We start from the raw sequence: 21,764 nt of genomic DNA on the forward strand, positions 1-21,764 counted from the left end.
CGCCCGACAGGGCAGGTCAACAGGGCCTGGGTGCTTGAGGCGACGGACCTCAGTTCGACACCGGCGCTCCTCGCGTCGACAACAGGGACACGGTGGGCGAACCACCGACGACCGATCATAGCGCCCGGCCACAGCCTCTTATTCCCGGCCGGCCGATAATCCGTTGCCGCTGTCAGCGCCGCCACATAGGTTGGGAAAGCTTTGTCGGGGTCGGGTCCTCGGCAGCTCGAAACCCCCTTCGAGGAGCGACAACGACGTGCTTCGACTGATCCGCTACTCCTGGCGACTGAGTCCGCTCAACACCGTGCTCGCGGTCCTGTCGGCGCTGCTCAGCGCCGGCCTGCTGGTCGCGGTCCCGGTGTTCACCGGCCGCGTCATCGGCATGCTCCCCGGCGTCGTCGCCGACGGCGTCACGACCTCGTTCAGCCAGTCCCTGGCTGCACTGCTGATCCTGCTCGTCGTCGGACACGGGATCGGGCTGATCGCCAAGTCCGCGGGTGAGCAGCTGATCGGTCTGTCCGAGCGGGATGCGACCTCCCGGATCGGGCTGGCCCTGTCCGACTCCCCCGACCTGGCCGGAGCCGAGGACGCCGATGCGGCGGCCCAGCTGCAGAAGGTCCGGAACCGGCGCTGGGAGATCGAGATGGCGCTGCGGATGGCCACTGGCCCGGGCATCACCCAGTGGCTGGGATTGATCGGCACCTCGGTGGCGCTCGGCATCACCCTCTCCCCCTGGATCGCGCTGGTGCTGTTCGTGGCCGCGCTGGCCGAGGGCGAATACCTGCGCCGGTTGATCTTGACCGAGATGGACGTCTGGTCCGGCCAGACCGAGCCGCAGAAGCACGCCTTCTACGCGTTCGAGCAGGGCATGGGCAAGTCGGCCAAGGAGATCAGGATCTTCGGGCTGACCCAGTTCATCCGCCGCCGGTGGTGGACCAACATCACCGACGCCTACCGGCCGTACTGGAAGAAGCGCCGCCGCGGCGCCATGATCAATCTCGGCATCGGCGGTGGCCGCGCAGTGCTCACCGCCGGCGCCATCGGGTATGCGGCCTGGCTCGCCTCGGCCGGCCGGCTGGACCTGACCGCGCTGGCCACCGCCCTGTCGTTGATCATCGCGATCGGCAGCACCGACCTGTGGTCGCTGGGCCAGCTGCAGCGCGGCGTGGCCGTGCTCGCCTGGCTGGACCGGATCGCGCCGGCGCGGATCGTGCTGGAGCGGATCCGCGCCCTGCCCCGCGGCCCGGAGCCGGCGGCCGTCGCGGGCGAGCAGCCGGAGCAGCCGCCGTCGATCGTCTTCGACGACGTCACCTTCCGCTATCCCGGCGCCGACTTCGACGTGCTGCGCGACCTGACCTGGGCCCTGCCGGCCGGCCGCGCGGTCGCGCTGGTCGGGGTGAACGGGGCCGGCAAGTCGACCCTGGTGAAGCTGGCCTGCGGGGCCTATCGGCCGACTCGCGGCCGGGTGCTGGTGGACGGCGTCGACCTGGCCGACCTCGATCCCGATCAGCTCCGGGCCTGGCAGCGGCGAGTGGCCCCGATCACCCAGGACTTCGTCCGGTTGCCGCTCGCCGCGGGCGACAACGTCGCGCTCGGCACCGGCCGGATCTGGTCCGGCCGGATCGATCTCGCCGAGGGCCGGGTGCCGGACACCGCCGAGCTCGACGCCACCGCCGAACGGGCCGGGATCGCCGACCTGATCGGCCGGCTGCCGAACGGATGGGCCACCCCGTTGAGCAAGACCATCCCGGGCGGCACCGACCTGTCCGGCGGCGAGTGGCAGCGGATCGGCCTGGCCCGCGCCCTGCGCGCGGTCGCTGCCGGCGCCCGGGTGTTGATCTTGGACGAGCCGGCCGCCGCGCTCGACGTGGAGTCCGAGGCCCGGATGGTCGACAGCTACCTCGAGCTCACCTCCGGGGTCACGTCGCTGGTGATCTCGCACCGCTTCTCGGTGGTCCGGCCGGTGCCGCAGATCTGTGTGCTGGAGAACGGCCGGATCACCGAGACCGGCAGTCACCAGGAGTTGATGGACCTCGGCGGGCGCTACTCCGCCATGTTCCGGCTGCAGGCCAGCCGCTATGTCGATGATCACTCCGATCAGCCAACGGAAGGAGTCACGCGATGATGATCTTGCGCATCCTCGCGCTGTGGATCGCGACCGCCTTCCGGGCCAATCCCCGGTTGACCATCCTGATGTGCGCCACCACGGTGCTCGGCTCGGCCTTGGCGCCGATCTCGGTCTACGGCGTGAAGTTGATCATCGACGGAGCGACCGGCGCGGACACGTTGCTGCTCGGGGTCGCGGTCACCACGATCACCCTGCTGGTCTCGACCGCGGCGAACCAGATCGCGGGCCCGTTCGGCGACACGCTGGATGATCAGGTGGTCCGCTATGTCTATGACGACCTGCTCCGGCTGACCACCGGCATCCCCTCCCTCGCCCACCACGAGAACCCGGAGCTGGCCGACCGAGTGTCCATGATCGAACGGGACGCGTACCAGCTCGGTGGGATCTGGCGGATGCTGATGACGATCGGCGTGGTCAGCGGCGTCACCACAGTGATCGTGCTGCTCAGCTCGGTCGACCCACTGCTCAACCTGCTGCTCCTGCTGGCGTTGCTGCCGGCCGCCGTGTCCGCCCTGATGTTGTATCGCCGCAACAATCTGTGGCGCACCAACGAGCGGTTCCGCCGGCTGGCCAACGAGGTGACCGACGTGCTGGCCGAGGCCAAGCACGGGGTCGAGGTCCGTTGCTTCGGCCTGGTCGGCCCGCTGGTCCAGGTGGTGCGCAACGGAATGGACGCCCGCCGCATCCCCTGGGTCGCGATGACCCGCCGGTACGGGCTGCTCGAGGGCCTGGCCTGGTTGATCTTCGGCGCCGGCTACGCGGTGGCGATCGTCGGCGTCCTCGGCTGGGCGCAGGCCGGCCAGGCAACGGCCGGGGACGTGATCCTGATCGTGCTGATCGGCCCGCAGGTCGCCACCACCGCCCACTCGGTGGCCGCGAACCTGGCGATCGTGATCGGCGCGACCCAGACCTTCGGCCGTTACCAGTGGCTCCGCGACTACGCCACCAGCCAGTCCTGGTCCGGCAGTGTCGGCGCTCCGCCGGAGCGGCTGACCGACGGGATCCGCTTCGAGGGCGTCTCGTTCAGCTACCCGGGGACCACGACCACCGTGCTGGACGACGTCGACCTGGTGCTGCCGGCCGGCCGCACGGTCGCCTTCGTCGGCGAGAACGGCGCCGGGAAGTCGACCCTGGTGAAGCTGCTGGCGCGGCTCTACGACCCGACCGACGGCCAGGTCACCGTGGACGGCACAGCGCTGACCAGTTTCGATCCGGCCGCCTGGCGGGAACGGATCTCGGCCGGCTTCCAGGACTTCGCCACCTTCGAGTTCCTGGCCTCCGACTCGGTCGGCGTCGGCGATCTCAAGCGGCGCGACGACCGGGCGGTGCTGGACGACGCCGTCCGCTCCGGCGAGGCCGCCCCGGTGATCGCCTCGCTGCCCGACGGGCTGGACAGCATGCTCGGCCGCCGCTTCACCGGTGGCGTCGGCCTGTCCGGCGGCCAGTGGCAGCGGCTGGCCCTGGCCCGGGCCTTCATGCGGCCGGAGCCGCTGGTGATGCTGCTGGACGAGCCGACCGCGGCGCTGGACCCGGAGGCCGAGGCGGCGATCTACGACCGGTACGGCCAGGCCGCCCGCGAGCTGGCCGAGCGCACCGGCGCGGTCACCATCCTGGTGTCGCACCGGTTCTCGACGGTCCGGATGGCCGACCTGATCGTGGTCGTCGCCGACGGCAAGATCAGCGAGTACGGCAGCCACGCCGACCTGCTGGCCGCCGGCGGCCGCTACGCCCGGCTGTTCGAGCTGCAGGCCCGGGCCTACCGCTGAGGCAATTCGGATCTTCTTCCTCCTGGATGCAACCAGCTCCGCCCGGCGGGCGTACCACCCGTGAACAGGGAGTTGGGGGCGAGGAGAAAGAGGATCCGATGAAACGCGGCGCGCCATGAGCGAGGCTGTCGTGACCTCGGCCCGTCTACCGGGCATGATGCACCAGGGAGGTCCGGCGACCCCGTCGGACACGAGCCTGGGCACGGTCACGACCGCGCGCAGCGAAACCCCACGGCACCGCCTGTGGGCGGAGGGCACGCCACCCGGCGCTCGCCCGACGACCGGGAAGTTCATGGATTCCGACACCTTCGACGCGCTGTATGCCGGCTCGTTCAGCCGGCTGGTCGGTCAGATCTACGCCATGTGCGGCAACGTGGCCGAGGCGCAGGACTGCGTCCAGGAGGCGTTCGTCCGCGCCTGGGACAAGCGCCGGACGCTGGACACCGAGCAGGCACCGGAGGCCTGGGTGCGGACGGTCGCCTACCGGCTGGCGGTGAGCCGGTGGCGCAAGGCGCGCCGGGCCCTGCTGCCGCCCGACCGGGCCATGCAACCCGATGAGATCCCGCCCGAGCCCGATGTCACCCGGGTCGCCCTGGCGCGGGCCCTGCAGCAACTGCCGCCCGACCAGCGCCGCGCGATCGTGCTGCACCACCTGTGTGACCTGTCGGTGGCCGAGATCGCCCTCGAGGTCGGTTCGCCGGTCGGCACGATCAAGGCCCGGCTGTCCCGAGGACGTACCGCCCTCGCTGCCCTGTTGGAAGACGACCCCGCGAAGGAGGTGCGCTCATGACCGGACACGATCCGCTCGACGACCTGCGCCACCTGGCCGCGGCCGGTGAGCGCGCGGCCCGACCGAGTGAGCCGGAAGAGGTCCGGGCCCGAGGCGACCGCCGCCGGCGGGTGCGCCGGGTCGGGACCGCCGTCGGCACCCTGGCCGTCGCGGTGCTGGTCGGTGCCATCGGCCTCGGCGTGGTGAACCAGACCGGAGTCCTGCCCCACGTCCCCGACCCGGCCGGCACGCCCTCGGCCACCGCCGCCCCGCTGCCGGGCGTCACCGAGGACAATCTGCCGACCGAGACCGACCTGGAGTGGGACAAGCCGGGTGACTGGAAGATCGGCAGCACCGCTCCGGGCGCCGGCTCGGAGCTGACCAGCGAATGCTTCCAGGGTCTGCCGAGCGACCTCGGCTCGGATTCCGAGGCCTACCGCAGCTACACGATGAACAAGAACTGGGCCTCGGCGACGGCACTGCAGTTCGGCACCGACCAGGCTGCCCAGGAGGCGTACCGGACCCTGACCGCCTGGGCCGACGAGTGCGAGGAGACACTGGCCGACAAGGGACACAAGCAGACCCGCAGCTGGGACTGGGTCCCGGTCGAGACCGAGTACGGCGAGGCCAAGTTCCGGCTGATCAGCTACGACATCCTGAACGAGCCCGAAGCCGACCCGAACTTCGGTCAGTTCGAGCAGTACGGGCTGATCCGCTCCGGGAACCGGGTCGAGATCCTCACGATGGCCAACCGCAACACCGAGCATCACTGGGCCACGGATCAGCAGGAGGCCGAGGACACCGGGCAGGCGCTGGACCCGATGATCAGGTCGCTGCCCAAGGCCGCGGCTCGGCTGGCCGGCGACCCGGTCGAGCCGACGCCGAGCACGGAACCGACCCGCGAGCTGACCGACGACAACCAGGTCCGGCCCGGCGACCTGCCGGAGATCGACGGCCTCGCCGCCGAGGAATACAAAGCCAACGCCCGGCCGGCCAGCCGCCCGTCCAACTGCTTCCCGGAGAGTCTCGACTCGCTGCAGCCGACCGGCAGCCTGGTGCGCAGCTTCCGCTACGTCATCACCGATCCGGGCACCACCGAGGACACCTCGGACCCGCTGTATGAGCATCCGACCTACTACACGGTCGCGCTGCAGTTCGCCGACGAGGCGAAGGCGACGACCGCGTACGAGGAGGTCAGTCGCTGGGTCGAGAACTGCGCCGACACCCTGGACGCCGAGGGTTTCCGCGCCCCGGGCGGCGGGACCGTGAGCGGCTTCAACGAATGGTTCCCGGTCCGCGGCGATGTCAAGACCGCCCGGTTCACCGAGTTCAGCTACCAGCGTCCGGACGAGCAGGACGGCAGCGGCTTCTGGGAGGCCGTCGGGCTGGTCCGGGTCGGCGACCGGCTCGCTATCGCGATCAACCTGAAGTACGGCCAGGACTCCAACTGGGACTCGGATCCGGACTCTGGGATCGCCGGCCCGCACCCACTGGCTGACATCATCCCGGCCGCCGCCAAGCGGCTCGCCAAGTAGGTCCGACCGGCGGTCAGAGCCGTCCCGCGGTGCGGACCGAGCCGCCCGGGCGCCCGCTCTGGGCGGCCTAGGGTCGGACCATGAGCTACGCGCACCTCGGTTCGTACAGCGACTGGCCCGACTGGAGCGGCGCGCCGGCCGCCCGGGCGACGCCGCCGGACCGTGATCAGGTTCGTCGGCGGGTGCACGAGTTGCTGGCCGTCACGGACGAGGAACCGGCGGAAGTCCGGGTCGAGCGGCGGTGGCAGGACGACGGCATCGAGGGCGAGGAGGTGTCCTGGTCGGTCGGCTTCGGGCCGCGGACCCGGGCCTGGCTGCTCCGGCCGGCCGACGCGACCGGCCCGTTGCCCGGGATCGTCGGACTGCACTCGCATGACGGGTTCAAGTTCTACGGCAAGGAGAAGATCGCCGACGGGCCTGATCCGATCCCGCCGTCGATCGCCGCGCTGCGGGCGAACGCCTACGACGGGCTGGCGTTCGCCAACCGGCTCTGCCGCCGGGGTTTCGTGGTGCTGGTGCCGGACGTGTTCTGCTGGGGCAGCCGGGGCTTCCCGCTCGACGCGATCCCGGAGTCGATGCGACGCACCGGCGAGGAGGTCGAGGCCTACAACGCGGCGGCCCGGGACCACGAGCACCTGGTCGAGAAATACTGCCGGCTGCTCGGCACCACCTTCGCGGCGCTGGTCAACCGGGAGGACCGCATCGCCCTGGCGTACCTGCGTTCCCGGCCCGAGGTCGGTGATCAACTCGGCTGCGTCGGGCTGTCCGGCGGCGGCTGCCGAGCGGCGCTGCTGCAGGCCACCAGCGACGTCGCGGCCTCGGTCGTGGTCGGCATGATGAGCACGTACGACGGACTGCTCGACCGCCACGTCGCCTCGCACACCTGGATGTTCTTCCCGGCCGGGGTGCCGGACACGATCGACTGGTCGGATCTGGCCGCCTGTCGGGCGCCGAGCCCGCTGCTGGTGCAGTACAACCGGCAGGACGACCTCTTCGACCTCACCGCCGCGCAGGCGGCGCATGACCGAATCGCCGGGCACTACGCCGACACCCCGGACGCCTATCAGGGCCGGTTCTACGACGGCCACCACAAGTTCGACCGCCGGATGCAGGACGAGGCGTTCGACTGGCTCGGTGAGCACCTGCGCTAGCGCCCGTTCCGTTCCCTGAGCCTGGTCGTTGGGCAGGCCAGGTGCGGCTCGCTTGTTTCGTTCCCTGAGCTTGGTCGTTGGGCAGGCCGGGTGCAATTCGCCTGATCTCACGATCATGCACCTGGCCTGCCCTTCGACAGGCTCAGGGAACGAAAGAGCTGACTCGGGAACGAAGCAGGTCAGGAGCCGGGGCGGAGCATGGCGCCGAGCAGGTCCCGGTTGAGGCGGGAGATGGTCTCCAGCGGGATGCCCTTCGGGCAGACGGCGGTGCATTCACCGATGTTGGTGCAGTTGCCGAAGCCCTCGGCGTCGTGCTGTTCCACCATCCCGATCACCCGCGACTTCCGCTCCGGCTGGCCCTGCGGCAGCAGGCCCAGGTGGGTCACCTTGGCCGCGGTGAACAGCATCGCCGAACCGTTCGGGCAGGCCGCGACGCAGGCGCCGCAGCCGATGCAGGTGGCGGCGTCGAAGGCATGATCGGCGTCGGCCTTCGGCACCGGCATCGCATGCGCGTCGGGGGCGGCGCCGGTGTTGGCGCTGATGAAGCCGCCGGCGGCGACGATCCGGTCGAAGGCGCCGCGGTCGACGACCAGGTCCTTGATCACCGGGAACGGATCGGCCCGCCACGGCTCGATGTCGATCACATCACCGTCGGAGAAGGATCGCATGTGCAGCTGGCAGGTGGTGGTCGGCACCGGGGAGTTCGCCCGGCCGTGGGCGACGCCGTTGATCACGACGCCGCACATGCCACAGATGCCTTCGCGGCAGTCGGCGTCGAAGGCGATCGGGTCCTCGCCGGCCAGGGTGAGCCGCTCGTTCAGGACGTCCAGCATCTCCAGGAAGGACATGTGTTCGGAGACGTCCTCGACCGGGTAGGACACCATCTTGCCCTCGGCGTCCGGGCCGGGCTGCCGCCACACCCGTACCGTGATCTTCACTGGTTGCGCCTTCCCATCAGGTCCGTGATCACTTGTAGCTCCGCTGTTTCAGCTCGACGTATTCGTAGGTCAGCGGTTCCTTGTGCAGCACCGCCTTGCCGTTGTCGCCGCCGAACTCCCAGGCCGAGACGTGGGCGAATTCCTCGTCGTGCCGGAGCGCCTCGCCGTCCTCGGTCTGGCTCTCGGCGCGGAAATGGCCGCCACACGATTCGCGGCGGACCAGCGCGTCGATGCACATCAATTCGGCCAACTCGAAGAAGTCGGCGACCCGGCCGGCCCGTTCCAGGGCCTGGTTCAATTCCTCGTTGCCGCCGAGCACCCGCACGTCGGACCAGAATTCGCGCTTCAATTCACGGATCTCGGTGATCGCCTTGCGCAGGCCTTCCTCGGTCCGCTCCATGCCGCAGTAGTCCCACATGATCTTGCCGAGGGCCTTGTGGAACGAGTCGACGGTACGACTGCCGTTGACCGCCAACAACTGATCGATCCGGCCCTTGACCTGATCGATCGCCGCCGCGGCGTCCGGATGGGATTCGTCCACATCCTCGAACGGGCCGTCGGCAAGATAGTCGTTGATCGTGTACGGCAGCACGAAATAGCCGTCACCGAGCCCCTGCATCAGCGCGCTCGCACCGAGCCGGTTCGCACCATGATCGGAGAAGTTCGCCTCACCGGTGACGAAAAGGCCCGGAATGGTCGACTGCAGGTCGTAATCCACCCACAGCCCGCCCATCGTGTAGTGCACCGCGGGATAGATCCGCATCGGCACCTGGTACGGATCCTCGCCGGTGATCTGGGCATACATGTCGAACAGGTTGCCGTATTTCGCGACGACCGCCTTGCGACCCAGCCTCTTGATCGCGTCGGCGAAATCCAGATAGACGCCCAATCCACCGGGCCCGACGCCGCGGCCCTCGTCGCAGACATTCTTGGCCGCCCGAGACGCGATGTCACGCGGCACCAGGTTGCCGAAGCTCGGATAGATCCGCTCCAGGTAGTAATCCCGGTCCGCCTCCGGGATCTCCCGCGGATCGCGTTTGTCCGAACCGTCCTTCGGCACCCAGATCCGGCCGTCGTTGCGCAGCGACTCGCTCATCAGCGTCAGCTTGGACTGATATTCGCCGGACACCGGAATGCAGGTCGGGTGAATCTGCGTGTAACACGGATTGGCGAAATAGGCGCCCTTGCGATGGGCCCGCCAGGTGGCGGTGACGTTGCACCCCATCGCATTGGTGGACAGATAGAACACGTTCCCGTAGCCGCCGGTGGCCAGCACCACGACGTCGGCGAAATGCGGCTCGATCTCGCCGGTCACCATGTCCCGCACGACGATGCCGCGGGCCCGGCCGTCGATCATGATCAATTCCAGCATCTCGTGCCGGGTGTGCACCTCGACCGTGCCGGCCGCGACCTGTCGCTCCAGTGCCTGATAGGCGCCGAGCAGCAACTGCTGCCCGGTCTGGCCGCGAGCGTAGAAGGTGCGCGACACCTGCACCCCGCCGAAGGACCGGTTGTCCAGCAGGCCGCCGTACTCGCGGGCGAACGGGACGCCCTGGGCCACACATTGATCGATGATCTGCAGGCTGACCTGGGCCAACCGGTAGACGTTGGACTCCCGGGACCGGAAGTCGCCGCCCTTCACCGTGTCGTAGAACAGGCGGTAGACCGAGTCGCCGTCGTTGCGGTAGTTCTTCGCCGCGTTGATGCCGCCCTGCGCGGCGATCGAATGCGCCCGGCGCGGCGAGTCCTGATAGCAGAAGCTCTTGACCCGGTAGCCGGCCTCCCCCAGCGTCGCCGCGGCCGACGCCCCGGCCAGACCGGTGCCGACGATGATCACGTCCAGCTTGCGCCGGTTCGCCGGATTGACCAGCCGGGCATTGAACTTCCGGTGATCCCAGCGATCCGCGATCGGTCCCGGCGGCGCCTTCCGGTCCTGGATCGGCGCACCTTCGACGAAGATCGAATCCGCGTCGACCGAAGGCACCTCCGCCGCGGTGATCGAATCCGTGTTGTCGCTCATGCTCCCACCACTCCCAAGAAGATCAACACCGGTGGGGTCAGGAAGCCCACCGTGATCACCAGTGCGACCCCGATCGCCACCAGGTTCAGTCCGCGCCGGGTAGCCGGGCTGAAATTGGCTCCCAGAGTGGTCAGCCCACTCCACAACCCGTGCCGCAGGTGGAATCCGACCGCGATCAAGGCGATCACGTAGGACAGCAGCACCCACCAGATGCCGAATCCGTTGACATAGCGCTGATACGGGCTGTCGCTGGCACCGCCCGGCGCGACCACGTTGAAGGTCAGATGCAGCAGGTGATAGATCACGAACAGGGCGATCACCGCCCCACCCCAGCGCAACGTGAACGAGGCGTAACTGCGCTGCACCCCGCGCTTGTGCTGACCGGACTCGTACCGCTTGCCGGCCCCGCCGCGGGCGTGGTGTGACCGCTTGGACAGCAGGACGGCCGACCAGACGTGGGCGATCAATCCCGCCAGCAACACGAGCCGGGCCACCCAGAGGACCGAATTGTGCGGCAGCATCGGCTCACCGAGCACCCGCAGGTGGTGCGCGTAGGTGTCGAACGCCTGCTGGCCGGCGAAGACCCAGAGGTTGCCGGCCATGTGCAAGATCAGATAGCCGTACATGATCAACCCGCTGACCGCCATCAGCGCCTTCAACGCGACCGTCGAGCGAGTTGCCCGCCGCGACGGCGTCACGATTGTGCTTGCCACGCGGCTAACACTAGAACCGCAGCTTCGGTGGCCAGAAACTCAGAGAGCCTACTGTGGCGGATCTCTCAAGGGGCGGCACTTTCGGGGTGTCGCAGACCACAGATTTCCCGCTACGGTATGCGCGGGGCCGTCGTGTTCGGGGCGTCGACCTGGTCTGGAGCCAGGGCGGATGGCGGAGCTGTTCCGGATTTACGCGTGAGATGGAACCCGCAATGAACCTTTCTCCGACCCGTCCACGACTCTTCGCCCGACCGCTGGCGATCCTCGCGGCGGCGGCTCTGGTGGCCCTCGCGGCCGCGGTGCCGGCGCATGCCGAGGAGCAGGTGATCGGCTCCGGCGGCCGGCCCGGCGCCGGGTTGGTCCGCGAACCGGGCAAGTCCGCGCCCGCCCGTGGCCTGAACGAGGCCCCCGCCCCCGCTCCCGCACCGGCCCAGGTCGACGGCATCGACGTGTCCGGCCACAACGAGTCGGTCGACTGGGCCCAGCACTGGGCCGACGGCAAGCGGTTCGCCTACATCAAGGCGACCGAGGGCTCGACCTTCCGCAGCTCCAAGTTCAGCGCGCAGTACACCGACTCCTACAACGCCGGTTTCATCCGCGGCGCGTATCACTTCGCCCGGCCGGACGGCGCCCCCGGTGACGTCCAGGCCGACTACTTCGTCGATCACGGCGGAGCCTGGTCGGCCGACGGGCAGACCCTGCCCGGCGTCCTGGACATCGAGATGCCCTATTTCGACGCCGATCAGTGCTGGGACCTGACCCCCGAGCAGATGGTCGCCTGGATCCGCGCCTTCACCACCCGCTATCACGAGCGGACCGGCCGGCAGGCCGTGATCTACACCGGCTACTACTGGTGGGTCGACTGCACCGGCAACAGCACCGAGTTCGCCGACGCGAACCCGCTCTGGCTGGCCGCCTGGCGCTCCACCCCGCCGGAGAAGATCCCCGGCGGCTGGAGCGGCGGCTGGACCTTCTGGCAGTACACCGACACTCCCCTGGACCAGAACCGCTTCGCCGGCGACCTGCCGCTGCTCACAGAATTCGCCACCGGAACCCCGATCGACTAAACCCGTGCCGGTCCGGTCCCCACGCGACCGCTACTGGCCGACGCGAGCACTACAGCAGTCGCGCGGACCGATAGGAGTCGCGTCGCCCTGCCTGACCACGATCGGCAGGGCTCATTGGTCGTCGTCGCTCGAGGTCGGCCGGACAAGTCCGCTCGGTGCACGCCGAGGATGAAAGACGCGCCAAGGACGGGCGGGTTGCGGCGTTTCTGGGAACTTCCGGCCGGGTACCGGTTGCGCCGCGGTCGGGACCATCGACTGTGACGTTTCCCGGCTCGATCGGCACCGCAAAGCCGGGAAACGTCACAGTCGATGCCCAGCGGCGACTTTCGCCGCCCAAACACCGCCGCCCGGCCGCCGGACGCGACAAGCCGCCAAGACCCGCCCGTCCTTGGCGCGTCTTTCCGGCCGTCAGGCCGAAACCGAAAGGGCACCCATCTGGCCTGCCCTTCGACAGGCTCAGGGAACGAACAAACGGCGACACGCTCAGGAACGAACGAACGGCGACAGTCTCAGGGAACGAACTCCGCGACCGAGCCGCCTGGTCGAGCGATCCCTGCTCAGGCGTCGCCGCGGTCCTTGTAGTCCTTGGTCCGGATACCGATCTTGTTGCCGAGCCAGACCAGCGGATCGAACTTGCGGTCGACGACGCGTTCCTTCAGCGGGATGATCGCGTTGTCGGTGATCTTGATGTGCTCGGGGCAGACGTCGGTGCAGCACTTGGTGATGTTGCACATGCCGAGGCCGGCTGCGCCCTGAGCCAGCTCGCGCCGATCATGGGTGTCGAGCGGATGCATGTCCAGCTCGGCGTAGCGCAGGAAGAAGCGCGGGCCGGCGAAGGCGGGCTTGTTGGCGTCATGATCACGGACGACGTGGCAGGTGTTCTGGCAGAGGAAGCACTCGATGCACTTGCGGAACTCCTGGCCGCGCTCGACGTCGACCTGCATCATCCGGCGCTTGCCGTCGGCGTCGCGGGGCGGCGGCGCGAAGGCCGGCAGCTCGGCCGCCTTCTCGTAGTTGAAGGACACGTCGGTGACCAGGTCGCGGATCACCGGGAAGGACCGCATCGGCGTGACGGTGATCGTTTCCGTCTCGTCGAAGTCCGACAACCGGGTCATGCACATCAGCCGCGGCTTGCCGTTGACCTCGGCGCTGCAGGAGCCGCACTTGCCGGCCTTGCAGTTCCAGCGGACCGCGAGATCACCGGCCTGGGTGGCCTGCAGCCGGTGGATCGCGTCCAGTACGACCTCGCCGGATTCCACCTCCACGTTGTAATCGATGAGTTCACCCTCCGACGCGTCGCCGCGCCAGATCTGCATCTTCAGGTTGTATCCCATGATCAACTCACTTGCTCTCGAAGAAGGTCTTGAGCTCGTCCGGCATGATCGGCAGCGGCTGCTGGGCCAGGTCGACCCCGTCGCCGCTCGCGTTCAAGGTGAGCACGATGTTCTTCGTGCCCCAGGTGTCGTCGGTCATCGGGTAGTCGTCCCGGGTGTGCCCGCCGCGCGACTCGGTGCGCTCCAGCGCCGCCTTGGCGATGCATTCCGACACCAACAGCATGTTGCGCAGATCGATCGCCAGGTGCCAGCCCGGGTTGTATTGCCGGTGCCCCTCCACCGAGAGGTTGCCCACCCGCTCCTTGAACCCCTCGACGGTCTGCGCCGCCTTGGCCAGCTCGTCGGAGGTGCGGATGATGCCGACCAGGTCGTTCATCGTGGTCTGCAGCTCTTGATGGATCGTGTACGGGTTCTCCCCGCCCTCGGTGGCGAAGGGGGCCAGCGCCAACTCCTCGGCGGCCTTGACCTCGGCCTCGCTGGGCCGGGGCCGGCTCTCCCCCACCTCGGCCGCGTACGACGCCGCCGCCTCGCCGGCCCGACGGCCGAACACCAGCAGGTCGGACAGCGAGTTGCCGCCCAGCCGGTTGGATCCGTGCATGCCGCCGGAGCACTCACCGACCGCATACAGCCCAGTCACGCCGGTCAGTTCGGTGTCGGCGTCGACCTCGACCCCGCCCATCACGTAGTGACAGGTGGGCCCGATCTCCATCGGTTCGGCGGTGATGTCGACGTCGGCCAGCTCCTTGAACTGGTGATACATCGACGGCAGCCGGCGCCGGATGAAGTCCGGGGTCCGCCGGGACGCGATGTCGAGGAAGATCCCGCCGTGCGGCGTCCCCCGGCCGGCCTTGATCTCGGAGTTGATCGCCCGCGCGACCTCGTCCCGCGGCAACAGCTCCGGTGGCCGCCGGTTGTTCTTCTTGTCCTCGTACCAGCGGTCGGCCTCGGCCTCGTTGTCGGCGGTCTCGGCCTTGAAGAACTCCGGGATGTAGTCGAACATGAAGCGCTTGCCTTCGGAGTTCTTCAGGATCCCGCCGTCACCGCGGACCGACTCGGTGACCAGCAGCCCCTTCACCGACGGCGGCCACACCATGCCGGTCGGATGGAACTGGACGAACTCCATGTTGATCAAGGACGCGCCGGCGCGCAGGGCGAGGGCGTGCCCGTCGCCGGTGTATTCCCAGGAGTTCGAGGTGACCTTGAACGCCTTGCCGATGCCGCCGGTCGCCAAGATCACCGACGGTGCCTCGAAGACCACGAACCGGCCGGTCTCGCGCCAGTAGCCGAAGGCGCCGCTGATCTTGCCGTCGCCCTCGCCCGACCCGGTCAGCAGGTCGGTGATCGTGCACTCCATGAACACGTCGATGCCGAGCTGAACGGCGCGCTGCTGCAGCGTCCGGATCATCTCCAGGCCGGTCCGGTCGCCGACGTGCGCGAGCCGGGCGTAGCGGTGGCCGCCGAAGTCGCGCTGCGAGATCAGCCCATCGTCGGTGCGGTCGAACAGCGCACCCCAGTCCTCGAGCTCCATCACCCGCTCGGGCGCCTCCTGCGCGTGCAGTTGGGCCATCCGCCAGTTGTTCAGCATCTTGCCGCCGCGCATGGTGTCGCGGAAGTGCACTTCCCAGTTGTCCTCGGGCCAGCGGTTGCCCATGGCGGCCGCGATGCCGCCCTCGGCCATCACCGTATGAGCCTTGCCCAGCAGGGATTTGCAGACGATGGCGGTCTTGGCGCCGGCGTCGTGCGCGGCGATCGCGGCCCGCAGACCGGCTCCGCCGGCGCCGATCACCACGACGTCGTAGGCGTGCCGTTCCAGCCCGCCCGCTTCCGTACCGGACATCTCGTTGCCGGTCATGGGATGACGATCACTCATCAGAAGAACCTCACGTCGGTGATCACGCCGGTGGCGAGCAGATAGATGTAGAGGTCGGCCAACGCGACGGAGACCAGCGAGGCCCAGGCCAGCATCGAGTGCCGGGGGTTGAGCTTCGAGACCCAGGTCCACAGCTTGTACCGGACCGGGTGCTTGGAGAAGTGCCGCAGCCGGCCGCCCAGGACGTGCCGGCAGGAGTGGCAGGACAGGGTGTAGAGCCAGATCAGGACCACGTTGATCAGCAACACCACGCTGCCCAGGCCCATATGGCCCCATTCATGATCGGCGTTGCGGAACGACAGCACCAGATCGAAGGTGAGCACGCAGGCGATCAGCATCGCGGCGTACCAGAACCAGCGATGGATATTCTGCAAGATCAACGGGAACCGGGTCTCCCCGGTGTACTTCTTCCGCGGCTCGGGGACCCCGCAGGCCGCCGGCGACAGCAGGAACGCCCGGTAGTAGGCCTTCCGGTAGTAGTAGCAGGTCGCCCGGAAGCCGAGCGGGAAGATCAGGATCAACAGCGCCGGCGACAACTGCCACCAGGAGAAGGGCTGGCCGAAGTCGGACGACCCTTCAACGCACAGATTGGTCAGGCACGGCGAGTACAACGGCGAGAGGTACGGCGAGGCGTAGTAGTTGGCGCCGCTGAACGCCCGCCAGGTGGCGTAGACGATGAACGCACCGAACACCACGAAGGTCACCAGTGGACTGAGCCACCATCTGTCCCGCCGCAACGTCCTCGCATCGATCTGCGCCCTGCCCGGGGTATTGACCCCGGTCGGCGTTTCGGTTGACGCCATCGCCACCTCCGCTGATCCCAGTTTGCTGGGTGCAGTCTGCCAGTCCCGGCGGTGGCGATCACACCGGACCCGCCGCGAGGGTGGATCGTTACTCCTCGGCGATTTTCTCCAGTTGTTGGAGATTCCTGGTGATCAGCAAGTAAGGGTAGGCGTACCTAGATCACGTCGATCGGTACCGTGCGCCGCAGCGCGAACGCCGCGCTGATCGCGGTGATCACGCTCATCGCGGCCAGCACCACGCCGGGGTGCCACCAGGCGTAGCCGGTGGATTCGCCGAGCAGCAGCGTGATCGCCGGGACGAAGCCGGAGATGATCGCGGCGATGGCGTACGCGAACGAGATCGCGGCATAGCGGATGCGGCCGGCGAACAACTCGGTCATCAATCCGCCGAGGGCCGCCCAGCTGAGGGTGGGCAGGATGCCGCCGATGATCATCATCGCGACCAGCACCCCGAAGCTGGCCGACTGCAGCAACGCATAGATCGGGAACGCGGCGATCAAGGTGCCGACCGCGCCGATCAGCACCACCCGGCCGGAGCCGATCCGTTCCGCCCAGGCCCCGAACAGCGGGATGGTGATCAACTGCAGCAGCCCGCCGATGGTGGTCGCCGCCAACAGTTGGCTGTAGTCGAAGCCGAGCGAGGTGACGCCGTAGTTCAGCGTGTAGGTGTTCATCAGCGAGTAGGACCCGATGCCGAGCAGAGCGGCGCCGGTGGCCAGCAGCAGCGCCAGCGGCCGCTGCCGGAACGCCTGGAGCAGCGGCACCTTGGCCCGCCGATCCTCGGCCACCAGCTCGCGGAAGACCGGGGTCTCCTCGATCGAGAACCGCAGCCAGAGAGAGATCAACAACAGCGGGAACGCGACCAGGAACGGGATCCGCCAACCCCAGGACAACAGGTCGGCCTCGTTCAACAGCAGCGGCAGCGCCAGATAGAGGGCGGCACTGAGGATCGAGCCGACCGGCGAGCCGAGTTGCGGCACCGCGGCGTAGAAGGCGCGGCGGCCGGGCCGGGCGCTCTCGGTGGAGAGCAGCACCGCGCCGCCCCATTCGCCGCCGAGCGACAGACCCTGGATCAGCCGCAGCGCGACCAGCAGGATCGCGCCGACCCAGCCGGCGCTGGCGTAATCGGGCAGCAGGCCGATCGCACCGGTCGCCACGCCCATGATCGTGATCGTCATGATCAACGTCGCCCGCCGGCCGAAGCGGTCGCCCAGGTGGCCGAAGATGATCGCGCCCAACGGCCGGGCGACGAAGCCGAGCGCGCTGGTCAGGAACGCGCTCAGGGTGCCGCCGAAGCCGCCCAACGGCTCGAAGAACAGCGGGCCGATGAAGAACGCCGACAGATAACTGAAGACGTAGAAGTCGAACGACTCCAGCGACGTGCCGACCAGCGACGCCCACAGCACCTTGCGCCGCTGCCGGTCCGACGGCGGCTCGATGGTGGCGGGTCCGGTTCCGGCCGGCCCGGCCGGGTGCGCATTGCTCACGATGCGCCCAACCCCGATCCGGCCCTCCGGTATTCCCGACGGCGGAATCACGCCGGCGGAAGTCGGCCTCGAGCGATGGAGCGGATCGCGGGCCCGAGTGCTTCAATCGAAGTATGCGAGCCACGGTGATCGTCGTCGCGGTGGCCGTGGCCTGCCTGATCTCCGGTTGCGGCGCCGTGACCGAGGACCCGCGGGACGTGTTCACCGGAGACCGGACCGTCGAATTGGCCCGCGCCGTCACCGCCGGCGACCGGGCCCGGATCGACGATCTGATCGATCGGGATGCCGACGTCGACGACCGTGGCACCGACGGCACCAGCCTGCTGCAGTGGGCGGTGGACAGTCGCAGCCTGACCGGGCTCGAGGCGCTGCTCGACCACGATGCCGATCCGGAGCAGGAGGGGCGCAAGGACGAGCCGGCGCCCTATTACGCGGCCGCCTGGGAGCCCGATCGCCGGTTCCTGCAGGCGTTGCTCGACGCCGGGGCCGATCCCGATGTCCGCTACCGGGAGACGGGATCGACGCCGATCTTCACGGCGGCGTTGCACGGCCATCGCGACAACGTGCAGACCCTGTTGGACGCCGGTGCCGATCCGAACGTGATCGACCGGCTCGGTGAGAACCCGTTGTTCAATCCCGCCCGGGCCAACCAGGGCGGCATCCTGCTGCAGCTGTTACGGGCCGAGGCGGATCCGCGGCTGGAGAATCCACGCGGGGACACCTTCCAGGACTATTACTTCGGCTTCCAGGCGAACGTCCTGAACGATCGCGCCAGGGCGGAACGCAAGGAGATCATCGACTGGCTCGAAGATCACGACGTGCCGGTCGTCGCCGACGCCGACCAGTTCCGCTGAACGCCGGGAACGATGATCAGGAGCCGGGGCGGCGGCTGCGCATGATCAACGCCGCGACGTGGTAGTCGCACTCGGTATCGCCGTGGTTGGCGTAGCCGTGCGGGGCATCGGCAGCGAAATAGAGCGAGTCGCCGGCGGCGAGGACGTACGGATCGGCGCCGATGGTCAGCGTCAGGGTGCCGGCCTGCACCACCACGAACTCGTGGGAGCCGGGCGCGTACGCAGCAAAGGTGCCGGCGTCGCAACCCGGCGGAAGGGTCGAGTGGATCCACTCGAAGTTCACACCGGGCACGACCGGGGTCAGGATCGTCCGCCGCCAGCCGCCGGGCTCGTCCGCGACATCCTGCTCGGCGGCCCGGCGGACGATCACCCGGCCGTCGGACTGGCCGGCGACCAGCTCCGCGATCGGCGTGCCCAGGCCCTGCGCGATCTTGTCGAGCAGGACGACGGTCGCCGCCTTGTCGCCGCGTTCGACCGAGGACAGCATGCTCACGCTCACCGCGCAGTGATCGGCCAACTGCTGCAGGGTCAGGCCGCGTTCGAGTCGCAGTCCGCGCACACGGTCGCCCAGCACTCCCAGATCCATATCCCCTATAATATTCACATGTTCCGCTATAGCGAAACGAAGATCGGATCCGTGCGGGTCCGAGATGCCGCGCCGGGCGATCTGGACACCGTGACCGAGATCTATGCCCACTACGTGCAGCGGACCACCGCGACGTTCGAGATCGTGCCGCCGAGCCGGCAGGACTGGTCGCAGCGGTTCTGGACCGTCGCAGCCGCCGGACTCCCCTTCCTGGTCGCCGAGCTCGACCAGACGGTCGTCGGCTACGCGTTCTGTTCCCGGTGGAAGTTGCGCGCCGCATACCGGCAGACGGTCGAGGACTCGATCTACGTCGCGCCGGGTGCCACCGGGCACGGCGTGGGCCACGCTCTGCTGACGACCTTGATCACGAACTGCACCGCGGCGACCGTGCGAGAGTTGATCGCGGTGATCGTCGACACCGGCGAGCCGGCCTCGCTCTCCCTGCACCGGCGGCACGGCTTCCGCGAGATCGGCCGGCTGACTGAGGTCGGCTTCAAGCAGGGGCGCTGGCTGGACACGATCCTGCTGCAGCGCAGCCTGCGTTGATCACCGAGGGCGACAGTTGATCACGGTTCCAGGACGAGCTTGCCGCGGACGTGGCCGTCCTGGCTCAGCCGGTGCGCCGTCGCGATCTCGTCCAACGGAAAGGTCCGGACCGGGACCCGCAGACCGCCGGCGGCCAGCAGGTCGGCCACCTGGCGGAGCGCCGGACCTTGATCACGAGCGCCCTCGGTGAGCTGGATCCCGGAGTCGGCCTCGGCGAAGTTGGCGATGCTGACCACCCGATCCGGCGCCGCGACGAGGGCGATCAGGTCGGCGGCCGGGGTCTGGCCCGCCACATCGAACACGGCGTCAGGCCCTTCCGGCCAGATCGCCCGGACCCGGCCGGCCAGGCCCGGCCCGTACTCGATCGGGGTCGCGCCGAGAGAGCGCAAATAGTCATGGTTGGCCGGGCTGCCGGTCGCGATCACCGTCAGGCCGCGGCCGACGGCGATCTCCACCGCCACCGAGCCCACGCCACCGGCCCCGCCGTCGATCAGCAGTCGACCCGAGGTGTCCAGCCCGGTCAACCCGAGCGCCCGGATCGCGGTCTCCCCGACCGTCGCCGCGGCAGCTGCCGCCACGTGATCGACCCCGGTCGGCTTGCGGGCGTACGCCTTCAACACCGCGAGCTCGGCATAGCCGGCCCGGCCGATGCCGAACACCTCGTCTCCGACCGCGACATCGGTGACTCCCTCGCCCACCGCGACCACGGTGCCGGAGCCGTCGTTGCCGATGATCATCGGCTCGTCCGGCGCGGCGGTGTCGGCCAGCATCCCCGAGCGGATCTTCCAGTCGATCGGATTGATCGACGCGCCCCGGACCGCGATCAGCACCTCGCCCGGTCCGGGCTCGGGATCCGGCGCCTGAGCGACGGTCAGCACCTCGGGTTCGCCGTACTTGTCGAAGATCGCGGCACGCATCAGGGGGTTTCCTCTCCGCGGGGCGGTCGTCCCGCACGTCGACGTAGTAGAACGCCGACCAGGTAGCAGATCATTCCCAGGCCGAGGACGGCGAGTCCGGTGATCACCGACGGCAGCGGCAGCGCGGCGGCCACGGCGAGGCACCCGATCAGGCCGACGACCGGGATCGCCCGCGGCGGTCGGCCCACGTCCGCACGCAGGGTCAGGGCCGACACGTTGGCGATCGCGTAGTAGATCAGCACCGCGAACGAGGAGAACCCGATCGCGGACCGGAGATCGGCGAACAGGGCCAGCCCGGCGATGATCACGCCGACCGCGACGATCGTCCGATGCGGTACGGCGAACCGCGGGTGGATCGCGGCCAGCGGCGGCGGCAGGTGCCGATCACGGGCCATCGCCAACACGGTCCGGGACACCCCCAAGATCATCGCCAGCAGGCTGCCCAGGGCGGCCAGCCCGGCACCGACCGCCACCACCGGCACCATCGGCTCGGCGCCGGCCCGGCGGACCAGGTCGACCACCGGGGTCGCGGAGCCGGCCAGGTCGGGCCCGAGGACGACGATCAGGGTGACCGCGATGATCGCGTACAGCAGCAGCACCAGGCCGAGCGCGACCGGCACCGCGATCGGGATGGTCCGCTCCGGCTCCCGGACCTCCTCGCCGAGGGTCGCCACCCGGGCATAGCCGGCGAAGGCGAAGAACAGCAGCCCGGCCGCCTGCAGCACGCCCCAGGCGGTCGCGTCGCCGCCGATCGCCAGCCGGGCCGGGTCGGCCGCCGGCGAGGTCCAGCCGATGATCACCGCGGCCAGCAGCACCAGCAGCACCGCCGCGACGATCACCCGGGTGGCCCAGGTCGCCTTCCGGACGCCGACGTAGTTGATCGCGGTCAGCAGCACGACGGCGGCCACGGCGACCTCGTGCGCCCGCTCCGGCCACAGATAGAGCCCGGCGGTGAGCGCCATCGCGGCACAGGAGGCGGTCTTGCCGACGACGAAACCCCAGCCGGCCAGATAGCCCCAGAACTCGCCGAGCCGTTCCCGACCGTAGACGTAGGTGCCGCCGGAATCCGGATAGCGGGCGGCGAGCCGGGCCGAGGACGTCGCGTTGCAGTAGGCGATCACCGCCGCCACCAGCAGCGCGATCAACAACCCGGAACCGGCCGACCCGGCGGCGGTCCCGAACACGGCGAACACCCCCGCGCCGATCATGGCGCCGAGACCGATGGTGACGGCGTCACCGACTCCGAGCCGTCGCTGCAGCCCGCCCTTCATGATCACGAC

Annotated in this window: 18 protein-coding genes; 8 read left to right on the forward strand and 10 right to left on the reverse strand. The window is 69.0% G+C overall.

Annotated features, from left to right (window positions below; translation table 11 throughout):
- The first annotated feature begins 256 nt into the window (after positions 1-256).
- The 5 genes from FNH24_RS12940 to FNH24_RS12960 all read left to right on the forward strand — a co-directional run bounded on the left by FNH24_RS12940 (position 257) and on the right by FNH24_RS12960 (position 7,349).
- Positions 257-2,125: an ATP-binding cassette domain-containing protein gene (locus FNH24_RS12940; RefSeq protein ID WP_152362616.1), complete on the forward strand. Its 1,869-nt coding sequence runs from the start codon at positions 257-259 to the stop codon at positions 2,123-2,125.
- Entirely contained in the window at positions 2,122-3,894 is a 1,773-nt protein-coding gene (locus tag FNH24_RS12945; RefSeq protein WP_152362617.1) for an ABC transporter ATP-binding protein, read from the forward strand. The genes FNH24_RS12940 and FNH24_RS12945 overlap by 4 nt, the downstream gene beginning before the upstream one ends.
- A gap of 115 nt (positions 3,895-4,009) precedes the next feature.
- The gene (locus tag FNH24_RS12950) at positions 4,010-4,684 is read left to right on the forward strand and encodes an RNA polymerase sigma factor (protein WP_246186868.1); all 675 of its coding nucleotides are present in this window, start codon (positions 4,010-4,012) and stop codon (positions 4,682-4,684) included.
- The gene (locus tag FNH24_RS12955; protein WP_152362618.1) at positions 4,681-6,198 is read left to right on the forward strand and encodes a hypothetical protein; all 1,518 of its coding nucleotides are present in this window, start codon (positions 4,681-4,683) and stop codon (positions 6,196-6,198) included. The genes FNH24_RS12950 and FNH24_RS12955 overlap by 4 nt, the downstream gene beginning before the upstream one ends.
- Positions 6,199-6,278: 80 nt before the next feature.
- The gene (locus FNH24_RS12960; RefSeq protein WP_152362619.1) at positions 6,279-7,349 is read left to right on the forward strand and encodes a dienelactone hydrolase family protein; all 1,071 of its coding nucleotides are present in this window, start codon (positions 6,279-6,281) and stop codon (positions 7,347-7,349) included.
- A 179-nt stretch (positions 7,350-7,528) separates the two neighbouring features.
- On the opposite strand, the gene FNH24_RS12965 is transcribed toward FNH24_RS12960, so the two are convergent.
- The 3 genes from FNH24_RS12965 to FNH24_RS12975 are packed head-to-tail and all read right to left on the reverse strand — an operon-like array spanning position 7,529 to position 11,020.
- Entirely contained in the window at positions 7,529-8,287 is a 759-nt protein-coding gene (locus tag FNH24_RS12965) for a succinate dehydrogenase/fumarate reductase iron-sulfur subunit (protein WP_152362620.1), read from the reverse strand.
- A gap of 28 nt (positions 8,288-8,315) precedes the next feature.
- A complete protein-coding gene (locus FNH24_RS12970; RefSeq protein WP_152362621.1) occupies positions 8,316-10,307 on the reverse strand; it encodes a fumarate reductase/succinate dehydrogenase flavoprotein subunit in 1,992 nt (663 codons plus the stop codon).
- Entirely contained in the window at positions 10,304-11,020 is a 717-nt protein-coding gene (locus tag FNH24_RS12975) for a succinate dehydrogenase cytochrome b subunit (RefSeq protein WP_152362622.1), read from the reverse strand. The genes FNH24_RS12970 and FNH24_RS12975 overlap by 4 nt, the downstream gene beginning before the upstream one ends.
- A gap of 212 nt (positions 11,021-11,232) precedes the next feature.
- On the opposite strand from FNH24_RS12975, the gene FNH24_RS12980 reads away from it, so the two are divergent.
- The gene (locus FNH24_RS12980) at positions 11,233-12,087 is read left to right on the forward strand and encodes a GH25 family lysozyme (RefSeq protein WP_152362623.1); all 855 of its coding nucleotides are present in this window, start codon (positions 11,233-11,235) and stop codon (positions 12,085-12,087) included.
- 557 nt (positions 12,088-12,644) lie between these two features.
- On the opposite strand, the gene FNH24_RS12985 is transcribed toward FNH24_RS12980, so the two are convergent.
- The 4 genes from FNH24_RS12985 to FNH24_RS13000 all read right to left on the reverse strand — a co-directional run bounded on the left by FNH24_RS12985 (position 12,645) and on the right by FNH24_RS13000 (position 17,581).
- Complete coding sequence (locus FNH24_RS12985) at positions 12,645-13,421, reverse strand: succinate dehydrogenase/fumarate reductase iron-sulfur subunit (protein ID WP_152362624.1); 777 nt, start codon at positions 13,419-13,421, stop codon at positions 12,645-12,647.
- A 7-nt stretch (positions 13,422-13,428) separates the two neighbouring features.
- Positions 13,429-15,291, reverse strand: a complete 1,863-nt coding sequence (locus FNH24_RS12990; protein ID WP_175047882.1) for a fumarate reductase/succinate dehydrogenase flavoprotein subunit — start codon at positions 15,289-15,291, stop codon at positions 13,429-13,431.
- Positions 15,291-15,995 (reverse strand): hypothetical protein, encoded by a 705-nt coding sequence (locus FNH24_RS12995; protein WP_246186869.1) that lies wholly within the window; start codon positions 15,993-15,995, stop codon positions 15,291-15,293. The genes FNH24_RS12990 and FNH24_RS12995 overlap by 1 nt, the downstream gene beginning before the upstream one ends.
- 254 nt (positions 15,996-16,249) lie before the next feature.
- Positions 16,250-17,581: an MFS transporter gene (locus FNH24_RS13000; protein ID WP_217428196.1), complete on the reverse strand. Its 1,332-nt coding sequence runs from the start codon at positions 17,579-17,581 to the stop codon at positions 16,250-16,252.
- A 113-nt stretch (positions 17,582-17,694) separates the two neighbouring features.
- Between FNH24_RS13000 and FNH24_RS13005 the strand changes: the two genes are divergently transcribed.
- The gene (locus FNH24_RS13005; protein ID WP_152362626.1) at positions 17,695-18,435 is read left to right on the forward strand and encodes an ankyrin repeat domain-containing protein; all 741 of its coding nucleotides are present in this window, start codon (positions 17,695-17,697) and stop codon (positions 18,433-18,435) included.
- Between the two features lie 16 nt (positions 18,436-18,451).
- Here FNH24_RS13005 and FNH24_RS13010 read toward each other — a convergent pair whose 3' ends face one another.
- Entirely contained in the window at positions 18,452-19,021 is a 570-nt protein-coding gene (locus tag FNH24_RS13010) for a helix-turn-helix domain-containing protein (protein ID WP_152362627.1), read from the reverse strand.
- 18 nt (positions 19,022-19,039) lie between these two features.
- Here FNH24_RS13010 and FNH24_RS13015 point away from each other — a divergent pair, with 18 nt between their 5' ends.
- The gene (locus FNH24_RS13015; protein ID WP_152362628.1) at positions 19,040-19,567 is read left to right on the forward strand and encodes a GNAT family N-acetyltransferase; all 528 of its coding nucleotides are present in this window, start codon (positions 19,040-19,042) and stop codon (positions 19,565-19,567) included.
- A 20-nt stretch (positions 19,568-19,587) separates the two neighbouring features.
- On the opposite strand, the gene FNH24_RS13020 is transcribed toward FNH24_RS13015, so the two are convergent.
- Both FNH24_RS13020 and FNH24_RS13025 read right to left on the reverse strand, forming a co-directional pair.
- Entirely contained in the window at positions 19,588-20,484 is an 897-nt protein-coding gene (locus tag FNH24_RS13020; RefSeq protein ID WP_152362629.1) for an NADP-dependent oxidoreductase, read from the reverse strand.
- Entirely contained in the window at positions 20,484-21,755 is a 1,272-nt protein-coding gene (locus FNH24_RS13025; RefSeq protein ID WP_152362750.1) for an APC family permease, read from the reverse strand. Before FNH24_RS13025 ends, FNH24_RS13020 begins: the two co-directional genes overlap by 1 nt.
- Positions 21,756-21,764: the final 9 nt, after the last annotated feature.

The organism is Microlunatus speluncae, assembly GCF_009299835.1.
GTDB lineage: Bacteria > Actinomycetota > Actinomycetes > Propionibacteriales > Propionibacteriaceae > Microlunatus > Microlunatus speluncae.

What these genes read in the sequence shown, in the direction of transcription:
- FNH24_RS12985 (WP_152362624.1), bottom strand. Translation starts at nt 13,421, where the DNA reads ATGGGATACAACCTGAAGATGCAGATCTGGCGCGGCGACGCGTCGGAG.
- FNH24_RS12955 (WP_152362618.1), top strand. Translation starts at nt 4,681, where the DNA reads ATGACCGGACACGATCCGCTCGACGACCTGCGCCACCTGGCCGCGGCC.
- FNH24_RS12990 (WP_175047882.1), bottom strand. Translation starts at nt 15,291, where the DNA reads ATGAGTGATCGTCATCCCATGACCGGCAACGAGATGTCCGGTACGGAA.
- FNH24_RS13005 (WP_152362626.1), top strand. Translation starts at nt 17,695, where the DNA reads ATGCGAGCCACGGTGATCGTCGTCGCGGTGGCCGTGGCCTGCCTGATC.
- FNH24_RS12960 (WP_152362619.1), top strand. Translation starts at nt 6,279, where the DNA reads ATGAGCTACGCGCACCTCGGTTCGTACAGCGACTGGCCCGACTGGAGC.
- FNH24_RS12980 (WP_152362623.1), top strand. Translation starts at nt 11,233, where the DNA reads ATGAACCTTTCTCCGACCCGTCCACGACTCTTCGCCCGACCGCTGGCG.
- FNH24_RS13015 (WP_152362628.1), top strand. Translation starts at nt 19,040, where the DNA reads ATGTTCCGCTATAGCGAAACGAAGATCGGATCCGTGCGGGTCCGAGAT.
- FNH24_RS12950 (WP_246186868.1), top strand. Translation starts at nt 4,010, where the DNA reads ATGAGCGAGGCTGTCGTGACCTCGGCCCGTCTACCGGGCATGATGCAC.
- FNH24_RS13010 (WP_152362627.1), bottom strand. Translation starts at nt 19,021, where the DNA reads ATGGATCTGGGAGTGCTGGGCGACCGTGTGCGCGGACTGCGACTCGAA.
- FNH24_RS13025 (WP_152362750.1), bottom strand. Translation starts at nt 21,755, where the DNA reads ATGAAGGGCGGGCTGCAGCGACGGCTCGGAGTCGGTGACGCCGTCACC.
- FNH24_RS12970 (WP_152362621.1), bottom strand. Translation starts at nt 10,307, where the DNA reads ATGAGCGACAACACGGATTCGATCACCGCGGCGGAGGTGCCTTCGGTC.
- FNH24_RS13020 (WP_152362629.1), bottom strand. Translation starts at nt 20,484, where the DNA reads ATGCGTGCCGCGATCTTCGACAAGTACGGCGAACCCGAGGTGCTGACC.
- FNH24_RS12945 (WP_152362617.1), top strand. Translation starts at nt 2,122, where the DNA reads ATGATGATCTTGCGCATCCTCGCGCTGTGGATCGCGACCGCCTTCCGG.